Raw genomic sequence first — 11,918 nt, forward strand, 5'->3', positions numbered from 1 at the left:
CAAGAAGGGAAAGGTTGGATCCTTCAGGGCAACAACTCTTCGATGGCCTCCTCCTTGGTGTTGGTGCGGCGGGAGAGGGTGCGGCGGTCGAAAGTCATGTGGATCTCCCGGTTTTGCTCGCCATCGGCAGCCACCGCAAAGATGGGGAAGTCGATGTTGCCGTCTGGGAAGGCCATGTGGAAGCGGAAGGTGCCATCGGGGTTGAGCTGGATCTTCCGCCCGCCAATGGTAACGGTGGCATCCGGCTCTGTGGCCCCATAGACAATCAGCTCGGCATCGGCCACCAACCAGAACTTGCGAGAGCGCTGCGGCAGCACTTCGGAAGCCCCCGAGAACAGGCCCAGGCCGGATCCTGAAGCCATCCAGGGAGCAGCGGGCACCTCCGCCATGGCCATCCCCATCATGCCCACACCCGAGGGGATGATAAACGAGCTGATGGCCTGCTCGGGCACCAATTGGCGGCTGCCCATCTGGTGGCTGCCAAACAGGGATCCCGCCACCCGCATCGCCTCAAAGCCACCCACCATTTCTAGGAAGGGATCGACCGTGGCACCCTGCTGCGGCTCATCGCCTTTGTAGTCCACCACGCCCATGCCGGTGGCGCTGCGCTTGTAGGGCTCGCTGAGCTGGTAAAGGGTGCGGCCCTGCAGAGCCATGTCGAAGGGCACTGTCAGGAAGTGCTCTTCAAACCAGTCGGAGGGAAAGACCGGCGGCACCATCACCGCCGCCGAGCGGGCCAACATCAGCCAGCGGCCATCTGCCGTCCGGTAGCCAATTTCCACAATGTAGGAACGATCGCTCACCGGGATCGGCAAATACCACTCCCGCGCCAACTCATCACAGGGGTACTCCTGCATGCTGTGGGCCGGCTGGTAGCTGAAATCGATATCCGTCACATCGTAGAGGCGCAGCGCCAACTGTTGGCCGCCCTCGCGGCGCTTGCTTTCTTTAGCCTCGTTGGGCACATCCCAATAGGCGTAGGCCCACTGGGGATCCCGCGGCAGCAAAACGATGCGGCTTTCCCCATAGCCCTCCGGCAGATCCCCCAGCCCTTTGTCCACATCGGCCAGATCCGTCTTGCCGGCAACCTCTTGACCCCTAAACTTCGTTTGGGTGACCGATTCTTGCCCCTTGGGCTCCGGCATGGCATCGACAGGGCGGCCAGCTTTGACTTGGGCCTCTCGAATGGCCTCAATCAGCTGGTCTTTGGTCATGCGGCTGTACTTGGGGATCTGATAGCGGGCAGCTTCTTCCCGCAACTGCCGGATGGTCATTTCTTCCAACGGGATCCGCTCTTGTGGCATGGTCGGGGTCTCCTGTCTTCGACAAATCGGGCTTCGTGCAATGCTCCAGCTTTTGTCCTATGGGCCGATCCCAGCTTGTGGTTCTGAGGACAACCTTGAACCTGCTGATGTATCGGCTTGCCTCGGGCTCTCCAGCCGCTGATGACCACAGGTGGGGATCAACGGGGATCATCAAGAATGATGAACCCATGTTTGCGTATTTTTGCCTGTCGGTCAAGACCCTGGGGATCGCTGGGGATCAATCTCTTGTTCTCCGACCCACCTTTAGGGAGAGGCCAGGAGCCCCAGCTGCTCTCAAGCCAAGGGGAAGACTGCGCGGGATCCCCTGCCGAACCGGCCCTGCCTGGATAACATGGGGGAGGATGAGCGGTTGCCGAGCGGGCCGCAGGTTTTGAGGCCAAGAGGTGTGGGCATGAGGTGGTGGAAGTATAGGATTCAAGGCATACGGATCCAAGTGAGCTGGGCAGCACTGGGGATCCTGCTGGCGGGGCCGGTCTTGCCGGTGGAAGCTGTGGATGCCCAAACGCTGTTTCCTCCCCTTTACCGCTTGCAAGGGGGATCCCCTACCCTGCCCGCTTCTGAAGCAACGCCCTGGCGTCCAGTAACCCAGGATTCTGTTCCGCTCCCACAAACAGATCAAGCCGATCCAAAAGTCCAGCCGGCCCAACCCGGCCATGGAGAAGTGGCAGAAGGCCCGGTTTTCGATCTGGATCTGTTGCGGCAGTTCGGCACCAGCCCTGGCGGCAGTGGCTCTGGATCCCGGCAGGGGGAAGTGATCGGGCCGGGCAGCGGCCAGAGTGGGGTGCGCGGAGCCAGTCCTGGCTCAGGGGTGGGCACAGGCCAAGGGCCAGGGGGCGGAACGGGTCTGGAGGCGGGATCCCAGCGGCGGGAACCGCAAGTGACAGGGTTGATTGTGGATGCGCGGGGCTTAGATTTCTTGCCCAGCCAGTCAATGCGCTTGTTTGATCCCGATGGCAATCAAGTCTATACCCCCGTTACTCTTGGCCAAGACCTCAACGCGGCCTTTGTGGGCAGCGAGGGCACAGCTGCCTATGCCACCTCGGAAGAGCAGGCCCGCTCACTGGTGAACCGCATCGGGGAACGGCCTCACCGCATTCGTGCCATCCGCACCCTGGGCTACGACCTGGTGATTTCCGCCGAAGATGCTTTTAGTCTGCGCCAGATGAATGCGACAGATGGCTTTCTGGATCGCTTTGCTGTGGTGGTCATCTGGGATGGCAGCCAAGCCAGTCTCCCCTGAGGCCCAGGGATCCCAGCATGGCCATCAAAGCACAGGACAGAGGAATGCTAGCCTAGCAAAAGTGCTCTGTCTGCACCACCCGCACCACCTCCAGCGGGGTTGATATCTTCCTGGGGATCCCAGCCTTATGCAACGGTTTGCCAACCAACCTCTGCGGGAACATCCCCACCTGGCGGTGTTTTCCTCCAGCAAGGTGGGCAATTTTGTGGTTACCATCCCGCTGTTGCGGGGCCTCAAGGAAAAATACCCCGGCTGTGTGCTGGATTTTTTTGGCAGCGAGATTACCCGCGACTTTGAGCTCCACTGCCCCTACATCGACTTCAGCTTTCCTCTCTACAGCCGTCGTCCCGATTACCTCGAGGCCCTGACCGCTGCTGTGCGAGAACGGGTGACCCAGGCCGGCCCCTACGACTTGGCCATCAATTGCGACGAGTTTAGCGAGCTCAACCTGGTGGCGGTAACGGCCCTGCGCCCTCAATACATTGCCGGGGCCGGCTTGACTCTGGATTTTCGCCGCAAGTTGGACCCCGGCTCCGACCCGGTACAGCGCATGCTCCAGGATGACGACTGGAACGGCCTGGAGTTTCTGCAGCGCTACAAAGGGATCCTCACCAGCAACTACATCGCCGAAATCTTCTGTCGCCTGGCGTACGTGGAGACGGATTTTTTCCGCCTGGAGCTGCCCAGCCGGGATCCCGGTTTTCCGGTGCCAGAGGTCTTGGTGCACATCACCACTACCCGCCGCGCCAAGATGTGGCCTCTGGAGTACTGGCGGCAGGTGATCCAGTGGTGCCAAGGCCAGGGCCTGCAGGTGGGGCTAATCGGCAGCGCGCCGGAGCTGCAGCAATCCCTCTACCACGGCGGCAGCAGCGAAGACGAACTGCTGGCCCAAACGGGAATGGTTGACCTGCGGGGCAAAACCAGCCTCATGGAGCTGGCGGGGGCCCTGAAGCGGGCGCGGGTGTGTATCTCCGTGGATGCGGGGCCGATGCACATCGCGGCGGCAGTGGGCTGTCCCACCATTGCCCTGTTTGGCAACGATGCCGATGGGGATGGGGCCAGCCCGGTGCGACTGTGGGCTCCTCGTCTGCCCCACGTCTATCTCACCCAAACCGCCTACAAGTGCCGGGTCTGCGCAGAGAACAAGTTCAAAAACGAAACCTGCCTGGTGGAGGGTCATCCCTGTATGGCCCATCTCAAGCCGGAAACGGTCATCGGCTACTTGAAAGAGATTCTCAAGCAAACCTAGAGGTTCCACGCCCTCACCCCCAGCCCCTCTCCCAAAGAGAGAGGGGAGCTATGGAGCGACGGGGTGAGTTGTTTCATGGCTACTTGAAATGGCCATGTCTTGGGATCCCCATCTTTTTCCCCCTGGGAATCAGGGGGGCCGGTGGGCAGCAAGGAGTGCCCAGGGGCGCAGTTCGGATCCCTGGAAGTCCGTTTAAGCTGAGAGTTCAAGGCTGAAAACTTAGTGCCTAAACCATTTGGGTGTGAGCTGTGACTTTGGAGACGTGGTGTCGCCACCAGCTGAGCCGCTTTGCAGAGTGGGGAAAAATAAGGCTCTGGCAAGGAGTTGCCCTGAAGCTGCTGGCCACTGCTTGCTTTGCCTGTTTAGGCGCGATCATCCGGCTCAACACTCCCGCCCTTCACCCCTTTCAGATTGTGTTTTTGCGCAACCTATTCGGGTTTCTCGCCCTGTCGCCGCTGGTGTTGCGGGCTGGGATCCAGTCTCTGCACACCGCCAAGATGGAGTTTTACCTCCTGCGCTCGGCGATCAGCACGGTGGGGATGTTGCTCTCCTTTTGGGCAGCCAGCCTGTTGCCTCTGGCAGAAGCTACGGCGCTGAGCTTTGTTCAACTTTTGTTTGCCGGCACGATGGCGGTATGGGTGTTGGGCGAGCAGATGCGCTCGTCCCGCTGGCTGGGATTGGGCCTGGGGTTTGCCGGGGCTTTGGTGATGTTGAGGCCAGGCTTCCGAGAGTTTTCTCTGGGAACAGGGCTGGCCTTGGGGGCGGCAGCACTCTTTGCCTGGGTGACCATCGTGCTCAAGATCCTCTCCCGCACCGAGTCCAGCCTCACGATTACGGCCTACATGGGCCTGCTGCAGACCCCCCTTTCCTTTCTGGCTGCCGTCTGGGTTTGGACCTGGCCTTCTCCTGAGCAGTGGCTGTGGATGGTGGCCATGGGGCTACTGGGCAGCATTGGCCAGGTGGCCCTCGCCCAGGCCTACAAGCTGGCTGAGGTGACGATGCTGCTGCCTCTGGATTTCTCCCGTCTGCTCTGGGCCAGCCTAATCGGGTTTTGGGTGTTTGCCGAGATCCCGGATGGGTGGACTTGGATGGGCGGAGCCTTGATCTTGGTGGGCGCCACCTCTGGAGCCTACGGCGAAGCCCGCCTGCCCACAATGCCGACCCAGGCCCGTACCGGCGGAGTTGGATAGCAGACAGATATCCTCTGCCAGGACTTACAGCCGAGGGAGAACAGGGCTGGAGCTGGTCAGGTCTGTGGTGGTAAGGGCCACCAACAGGGCTTCTGGACTGACGGGGAAGGGCAGGTGGTGGATGTCGGATCCTGGCTGGCAGGCCACTTGGGCAGCATGCAGCAGGTCGGCGGATCCCAAGTGACCTAGCTTGAGATCCCGCAAGTTGAGGGGCAACCCCACCTGCCGGTAAAAGGTCAGCAACTGGGTACGTGCCGCCAGCGCCAACTGGCTTCCCTGCAGGATCTCTTCTAGGCGGAGCTGGGCCAAAATGCCGAAAGCCACCTTCTCGCCGTGCAGGGTGGCCCGGTGCCCCGACAAGTGGGTTAGCCCGTTGTGGACAGCGTGGGCAGCCACCGTCCGACATTTGGCCCCACCCATGCCGCCAACGATCCCTGCCAGGCAGATGCAGGCATCCACCACCTGCTTCCAAGCGGTTCCGCCCGGCTCCCTCAAGGCCGCCACCGATTGCTGGAGGAGCAAATCCCGCAGGACGCGGGCCTGCTGCACAGCGCCAATCACCAGGGCATCTTCTGAACTGCCGCTGCTGACGGAAGACTCGTACCACTTAGCCAAGGCATCTCCGATCCCAGCCACTAGGGTGCGCGCTGGAGCTTGCAGAATCAGCTCATAGTCCAGGATCAGGGCAGCAGGGGCGCGATCCAGGCTCACATCCCGCTGAAAAGCGCCGCTGTTGGAGTAGATATTGGATAGGGCACTCCAGGCGGCACAGGTGGCCGCAGAGGTGGGCACGGTAACCACGGGGATCCGCAGCCGGTGGGCCACTAGCTTGGCCGTATCCAGTGCCTTGCCACCCCCCACTCCTAAGATGCCGGTTACCGATTCCGCCGTGGCCAGCGCCTGCAAACGCGCCAGCTCGGACTCGCTGCAGTCTACCCCGTAGGTAGTCCAGTGAACTTGGAGGGCGGGATCCCGGGCGAAATTGCGCTGCAGGGGGGCCTCAACTACAGCCAAGGAGCGTTCCCCCCCGATCACCAGCACGCGGGATCCCAGCACGGTGAGGGGCACAGCTTCCAGAACGCCGCTGCCGCGGTACAGCCGACCTGGGGCCGGAATGGCAAGATCCAATTGGCAAGGAGAGGCGCTCAGCATTGCAAGAATGGGCGAGAAAAAGGACTCCGTCCCGCTATCGCGGTAGCTCAGTGTCCGTGAATACAGATAACGATTCTAGCCGCAAAAAGGGCTGCGCACCGCTGGCGCGAATGCAGATGGCTCACCTAAGGTCTGGCTATAGTTGTTGAAGCTGGTCATCCCCTCAACTCTTCAGCCTCTAAGGCCTCCGGATCGCTGACAGTTCTCAGCAAGGGATCCCACCATGAACCCCACAACTCAACATCAGCTCATGCTCAAAATTGTGGCCGGCTCTGCTTGGGCCGATGGGCATTTGGAACCCCAGGAATTGGCCTACTTGGGATCCCTGCTGCGCCGCTATGGTTTGGAGCACGATACCGAGCTGCGAGAACTGATCCAAGAGCCCATCCCGATGGAGCAAACCGAGCGCTGGATGGCCGATTATCTAGCCCAGGCTAGCGAAACCGAGCGTATGCAACTTTTGGGAGCAATCGGCAACCTGATGATGGCCGACAACACGGTCTCTCCAGAAGAGCACACCCTCTTGGATGACTACTACACCCTCATGGCAGGGATCCCGGCTCGTCCAGAAGCTGCACCCAACCTGGTGAAGGGCGTTGGGCAATTTTTCCGGCGCATGGCTAAGGCTGTGGGGGGCAGGTGAGCGGGAAATCTGCGCTCTGGGCTTCAAGGATCCATGCTTTTGGAGAGCTCCTTCCCTTGCTGCTCCGCACCGCTGGCGCAAGAGTGTATCAGTCTGTACAGTTGTTCCCCAATGGTCTGGATCCCACTGACAATGCGCTCCTCGGGTTGATAGCTGAAGGCCAGGCGCAGAGCATGGTCTCCTTGGCCATCGGCAAAGCAGTGGGTGCCCGGTAGGAAGGTGACCCCCAGGGCACGGGTAGCCTGCAACAAGGTGCTGGCGCTTAGGAAAGGGGGTAGCTCACACCAAACGAAGAATCCACCCCCAGGGGCCTCCACCTTGACTTCGGGCGGAAAATATTGAGCGATGGCCTCCAGCATCACCTGGCACTTTTCTCGGTAGCGACGGGTGAGGAGTTGAATGTGGCTTTGCAGACGGCCCTCCCCGCAATAGCGGGCCACCACCCGGCCCAAAAAGGGCCCCAGGGATCCCTCGCTGCGAAACATCTCCAAGCGGCGGATGATCTCAGGGTGACCACAGGCCCAACCCACCCGCACCCCCGGCACCACAATCTTGGAGAAGGTGCCCACATGAAGAACCCAGCCTTCCCGATCCAGCGCAGCCAAACTGGGCAAGGGATCCCCGGCAAAGCGCAGGTCGTAGTAGGCCTCGTCCTCCACCACCACCACACCGTACTCAGCTGCCAACTGCACCAATTTCTGCCGCCGTGGCCCAGAGAGGGTGCAGCCTTTGGGGTTTTGGAAGGTGGGAATGGTATAGACAAATCGGGGGCGGATCCCTTGGCGAGCCAGATCGCGCAGCACCTCTTCCAAGCGATCCACCACCATGCCCTCCCCATCCACCGGGATCGAGATCAGACGCGCTCCTGCCGCCGCAAAACGGCTGACAGCCCCCATGAAGGTGGGCCCTTCCACAATGACTACATCCCCCGGCTCCACGAAGACCTGAGGCAACAGGCCGAGGATCTGCCCAGAGCCATAGCCGATCAGTAGGTTTTCCGGCTGGGCCTCTACCCCTCTATCCCGCATCAACTGCAGCACCACGTCGATCAGCCCGGCAAACGTGCCGCCGTAATTGAGGGCATTGTCCCCATCTTCCGCCAACACCTCCGCCGTGGCCCGCGCCAAGTCGGCCTTGGGGAACAGACGCGGATCCGCCAGCCCAAAGGTAAAACTGGTAACCACTGGCACCGCCCCTGGGATCTCCGCCCCGAAAGGAGAAGGGATCACAGCCTGAGCCCGTTGGGCAAAAAGGGTTTGCAACAAGGGCCGCGAAGTGCTGCGCGGTGCCGATGCGGACGAGGTCTGGGTCATGGCAAGCAAGAGAAAGAATACCTTAGGCCAATGCCTGCCACGATAACAAGAAAGAACTGCCCAGGAGTAGGGATCCCAAAACCCGCCGCCAGCTCCGGTAGGGGATCTCAGCCAAGACGCCGCCGGCGCTCAGGCATAGGAAGGGGAGCACCACCAAACCCCAGCGAGCACTTTGCTGCAGGGTGTTCACTTGGGGATCCCAAAACACTGCTGCCAGCACTCCCACCCAGAGGACATGGCCCAAGCCGGCCAAGCTGAGCAGGGCTTGCTGCCGTTCCGCCCAAGGCCAGCCCAGCCGCACCAAGCTCAACCCCAAGGGCAGCATCAAAGTAGCCAAAACGGCCAAGCCACCTTGGGAGCTGAGAGGATGGGGAATCACCTCAGCAGAGGTAGCCGGCAAATTAAACCGTCCCAGCCAGGAAAGCCCCATCACCAGCAGCAGCAAAAGCAGTCCTGATGCCCCGCACTGCTGACGCGAACGCAACGGTTGCCGCGGCCACTGCTGGCTCGTCCACAGCCCCGCCCAGAGCAGAGCCAAGGGCCAAACCTTATAAGACAGGGCACAAGCTAAGGCCAGACCCCACCAGCGCAAGGTGGATCCCGGCCCAACACCACAACTGCAAAGCAAAACCAGGCTGCCCAAAATCTCGCTGCCTGGCTCCAACCCTTGGGTCAACACCCAGGGGCTGAGTCCCCATAGACCGGCACTCCAGAAGTTGCCCCAGCTCCAGCACAACAGCAGAATGGCCAAGCAGGCCATAGCTGAGAAGATGTGCAGGATCCCTTCAGCCGAGATCCCGGTTCCCTGAGCCAGCCAGGGCAGTAGCCTGTCGGCAAAAGCGCTCCGCACCACTGACGCGAACGAGTGGTAGAGAGGCAGTTCCGGTTGGACAAAAGTCAGGGATCCCTCAGAACCGCTCACCGGCAAAACGCGCCACCACTGCAGAGGAGCCGGTTGCCCCCAAGAGCGGAGTCGCTGCCCCAAAAGAAGGCCCATCCCCCCCCAAAGCAGCCAGTGGCCCATGAAACCAAAACCGACCAAACGCCGACGGCGATGGTTGTCCCTGTTGGAGGAGCTCAGGCGGGGAAATGAGCCGCGGGGCAGCCGCTTGCCCAGGCGGGGTGTGGCGGGGGGAAACTTCATGGGTAAACCCTAGCCTGTTCGCATGAGCAGTGCAGAACACTATCCCTACACGGGGTGGGCCCTCGACCGGCAGCAGAACATCCGACGCCCTCTACTCTTGGCCGGTTGGGGAGAAAAAGTGCCCCTTCGTTACTTCCAAAAGAGAATCTCCCCGCGTGACATACTCCCGCACTCATGCTGACGCAAAGCGCTCCGCGCCGCTAGAGAGAAGGTCTAGTCAACTCTAGATCGCCCGTCAAGGGGCAACCCGACTGTTGCCAGCGGCGGATGGCCTGGGCAGTGAGTCCATTCGTTACATCGCGAATGGGGATCCCCGATCCGGTTACCTGCAGACGCACCAACCGCCAGGGATCCCCAGGAGCAGCCCGCAGAACATAAGCCTCGTAGGCCAGTTGCAGGGTTTCGCTGCGCCGACCGGCCAAGGAGTTGCCCTCCTTTTGGGGGTGTTGGGGCAAGACCAAGCGGCGCTCCAGCGTGGTGAAATACAGCCGAAAAGCTTCTGGCGAAACAGCAGTTGCGGTGTCCGGCAAAACCGGAGCCAGCTCCTGTTGGCGTAAGCGGGCCAGAGACCTTGGAGAGAGCATTTCAACCTCCGGCTTCCCCACCAGCACAACCTGAAACTCAGAGCGGGAGCGGCTCAAGGCCAGATTGAGAAACAAAGGCAACTGCTCCGTTAGAGCCTCAGCCCAAACCTGAGGAGCAGCCAGGCAAGTTTCCCCTCTTGCCGGAACGAAATGCTCTGCACCCCTAACGCGCCCAGGAGTGCTGACCAGGCCCAAAACCACCGACAAACCGACTCCTAGCCAACATCTCCTGCCGGATCCAGCCGGCCTTTTTTCAGGGATCCACTGCACAAGCCTACGGCGTCGTTGCATTACAGAACTACCCCAATAACATCGGGCATCTCCCCACACCCTCACCCGGCAGCATCCCATGAGGCTTGGAAGCGCCGCAAGGCGGCCACGGGATCGGGAGAAGCGGTGATGGGGCGGCCCACCACCAGATAATCGGCTCCTGCCCGCAGAGCTTCGTCGGGCGTGCAGATGCGCTGTTGATCCTCCTCTCCATCCCCCGCCTTGGCTTGGCCCAGACGGATCCCGGGAGTAACCAGCAAAACCTCCGGCCCCAAAGCTTGGCGCAACCGCGAGACCTCCTGAGGAGAGCAAACCAGTCCAGTAAAGCCTTGAGCTTGAGCCAGCCGGGCCAAATGCAACACATAGTCGGCGGGATCCATCTCGATGCCCAGTTCCTGTCGCACCTGCGGGGGGCTGATGCTGGTTAAGAGGGTAACCGCCAATAGCCGACAAGGACTGCCCTGGGCGGCTGCCACGGCTGCCCGCAACATGGCACTGCCACCGGCAGCATGGACGGTGAGCAGATCCACTCCATAGCTGACGGCCACCGCCGTGGCCCTCCCCACGGTGTGGGGAATGTCGTGCAGCTTCAAATCCAGAAAAATGCGCTTGCCCCTTTCCTTGAGAGCCTGCAGAATGGGAAAACCCGCAGCAGTGAACAACTCCAGACCCACCTTCCACCACAGCACCTGCGGCAAAGAGTCCACCCACTCCAGAGCCTGCTCTTGAGAAGAAGTATCCAGCGCAACAATCAGGCGGTCACCCTTCATCGGGGCTCATTCCGGGGCTCATAGTGGGGACAGCCCTCACAGGGGCCGCAGGGGTTGACGGCACAGCGCAACTCTGGAGAATGGGCATTGTAGCGGCAGGTGGGATCCCCGATGTATTCTGGCGGCGAAGCCACGTAAGTGTAAACAACCACGCCCCCAAATCCTATCGGGCTGACGAAGAAACGACTGGTGGTGAAAGATTCGCCAGAAGGGTTGAGGGTTTCCTCAAAGGGTTCTGGCTCAGGCTCCAGCTCCACTTCCTCCTCCAGATTCCAGAGGGCTTCCCACTGCCTAAGGGTTTCCTGTAAAGGCACAGCCAAGTGCTCTGCCAGCTCCATCAGGGCAGTCTCCAAAGAGGCCAAACTTTCTTCGGCCACTTGGGCAAAGGCTGCAACCCATTCCTCCAAAAGTTTCTCAAAATCCATGCAGCAGCGACCTAGAGGCTCCTTCTTCACCTTACCGCCAGCCTGGGCAACCTTTAACTTCCTCCCCGGCAAACGGTATCCACTAGAGCTTGATTCACCAATGGAAACAGCTCCGCCAGTTCTTCTGTGGATAGGTTTCCGGTACAGACATTGGCGCGAATATGCCACTCTGCCCACATTTGTGCCGAAGGAGCAGCAGGATCCCGGCCCTCCTCAGAACCTGAACCGCCCACAGGTACCCGAGGGAGGCTGCGTCCCGACCCAAGGTTCAGTTGCAGTACGCTGTCACGGTTGATGCCGGTTAGAGAGGTTTGAGCATTAACCCCTTCAGGCAAAGCAAGCGCCAGGGACAAAGCCATCCAAGACAATCCACAAAAGGTAACGCTGCGAAACATGGGATCCTCGCCGGCTAGGATTAGTTTATTTTAAGAGCCCTATCTTGAGCGCAATTATAGCCACTACTTCCGGTTCCTCTGGGCAGGGCCGGGCTAAGTCTTCCTACGACCGCAGTCCAATTCCCGACCACTGCACGCAAGGACGGCCCTGCTCATCCTTCAGGGATCCATCGCGGCGGTAGGAAAAGAAATCTTGGGGTTGGCTGAGGGTGCAATGG

General features: G+C 60.7%; 12 protein-coding genes. 4 read left to right on the top strand and 8 right to left on the bottom strand.

The features are described 5' to 3' along the window. Positions 1-23 precede the first annotated feature (23 nt). On the bottom strand, positions 24-1,304 hold the full coding sequence (locus NW837_RS04900) for a DUF4912 domain-containing protein (protein WP_011432000.1): 1,281 nt from the start codon (positions 1,302-1,304) through the stop codon (positions 24-26). 454 nt (positions 1,305-1,758) lie between these two features. Between NW837_RS04900 and NW837_RS04905 the strand changes: the two genes are divergently transcribed. The 3 genes from NW837_RS04905 to NW837_RS04915 all read left to right on the top strand — a co-directional run bounded on the left by NW837_RS04905 (position 1,759) and on the right by NW837_RS04915 (position 5,004). Further along, positions 1,759-2,565, top strand: coding sequence for a hypothetical protein (locus NW837_RS04905; protein WP_148202674.1), 807 nt, complete (start codon positions 1,759-1,761; stop codon positions 2,563-2,565). A 127-nt stretch (positions 2,566-2,692) separates the two neighbouring features. Further along, entirely contained in the window at positions 2,693-3,814 is a 1,122-nt protein-coding gene (locus NW837_RS04910) for a glycosyltransferase family 9 protein (RefSeq protein ID WP_414329526.1), read from the top strand. A 248-nt stretch (positions 3,815-4,062) separates the two neighbouring features. Continuing rightward, positions 4,063-5,004, top strand: coding sequence for a DMT family transporter (locus NW837_RS04915; RefSeq protein WP_414329528.1), 942 nt, complete (start codon positions 4,063-4,065; stop codon positions 5,002-5,004). 24 nt (positions 5,005-5,028) lie between these two features. On the opposite strand, the gene NW837_RS04920 is transcribed toward NW837_RS04915, so the two are convergent. Then, the gene (locus tag NW837_RS04920; protein ID WP_414329530.1) at positions 5,029-6,156 is read right to left on the bottom strand and encodes an iron-containing alcohol dehydrogenase family protein; all 1,128 of its coding nucleotides are present in this window, start codon (positions 6,154-6,156) and stop codon (positions 5,029-5,031) included. A gap of 223 nt (positions 6,157-6,379) precedes the next feature. On the opposite strand from NW837_RS04920, the gene NW837_RS04925 reads away from it, so the two are divergent. After that, positions 6,380-6,799, top strand: coding sequence for a TerB family tellurite resistance protein (locus NW837_RS04925; RefSeq protein WP_414329532.1), 420 nt, complete (start codon positions 6,380-6,382; stop codon positions 6,797-6,799). 23 nt (positions 6,800-6,822) lie between these two features. Here NW837_RS04925 and NW837_RS04930 read toward each other — a convergent pair whose 3' ends face one another. From NW837_RS04930 to NW837_RS04955, 6 genes are all read right to left on the bottom strand, one after another. After that, positions 6,823-8,112, bottom strand: coding sequence for a PLP-dependent aminotransferase family protein (locus tag NW837_RS04930; RefSeq protein ID WP_011432005.1), 1,290 nt, complete (start codon positions 8,110-8,112; stop codon positions 6,823-6,825). Positions 8,113-8,134: 22 nt separating this feature from the next. After that, positions 8,135-9,256 carry a hypothetical protein gene (locus tag NW837_RS04935; protein ID WP_414329534.1) on the bottom strand — a complete coding sequence of 374 codons (1,122 nt, stop codon included), beginning with the start codon at positions 9,254-9,256 and terminating at the stop codon, positions 8,135-8,137. Positions 9,257-9,456: 200 nt separating this feature from the next. After that, a complete protein-coding gene (locus NW837_RS04940; protein ID WP_414329542.1) occupies positions 9,457-10,041 on the bottom strand; it encodes a hypothetical protein in 585 nt (194 codons plus the stop codon). Positions 10,042-10,172: 131 nt separating this feature from the next. Next, positions 10,173-10,880, bottom strand: a complete 708-nt coding sequence (pyrF, locus tag NW837_RS04945) for an orotidine-5'-phosphate decarboxylase (protein ID WP_414329536.1) — start codon at positions 10,878-10,880, stop codon at positions 10,173-10,175. Continuing rightward, on the bottom strand, positions 10,877-11,287 hold the full coding sequence (locus tag NW837_RS04950; protein ID WP_414329538.1) for a DUF6464 family protein: 411 nt from the start codon (positions 11,285-11,287) through the stop codon (positions 10,877-10,879). Before NW837_RS04950 ends, pyrF begins: the two co-directional genes overlap by 4 nt. 71 nt (positions 11,288-11,358) lie before the next feature. Further along, the gene (locus tag NW837_RS04955; protein WP_414329540.1) at positions 11,359-11,700 is read right to left on the bottom strand and encodes a hypothetical protein; all 342 of its coding nucleotides are present in this window, start codon (positions 11,698-11,700) and stop codon (positions 11,359-11,361) included. Positions 11,701-11,918: the final 218 nt, after the last annotated feature.

This window comes from Synechococcus sp. R6-10, from assembly GCF_047461815.1.
In the GTDB taxonomy this organism is placed as follows: domain Bacteria; phylum Cyanobacteriota; class Cyanobacteriia; order Thermostichales; family Thermostichaceae; genus Thermostichus.

Coding starts and splice junctions, on each gene's coding strand:
- NW837_RS04900 (WP_011432000.1), bottom strand. CDS start 1,304: ATGCCACAAGAGCGGATCCCGTTGGAAGAAATGACCATCCGGCAGTTG.
- NW837_RS04910 (WP_414329526.1), top strand. CDS start 2,693: ATGCAACGGTTTGCCAACCAACCTCTGCGGGAACATCCCCACCTGGCG.
- NW837_RS04920 (WP_414329530.1), bottom strand. CDS start 6,156: ATGCTGAGCGCCTCTCCTTGCCAATTGGATCTTGCCATTCCGGCCCCA.
- NW837_RS04925 (WP_414329532.1), top strand. CDS start 6,380: ATGAACCCCACAACTCAACATCAGCTCATGCTCAAAATTGTGGCCGGC.
- NW837_RS04930 (WP_011432005.1), bottom strand. CDS start 8,112: ATGACCCAGACCTCGTCCGCATCGGCACCGCGCAGCACTTCGCGGCCC.
- NW837_RS04935 (WP_414329534.1), bottom strand. CDS start 9,256: ATGAAGTTTCCCCCCGCCACACCCCGCCTGGGCAAGCGGCTGCCCCGC.
- pyrF (WP_414329536.1), bottom strand. CDS start 10,880: ATGAAGGGTGACCGCCTGATTGTTGCGCTGGATACTTCTTCTCAAGAG.
- NW837_RS04955 (WP_414329540.1), bottom strand. CDS start 11,700: ATGTTTCGCAGCGTTACCTTTTGTGGATTGTCTTGGATGGCTTTGTCC.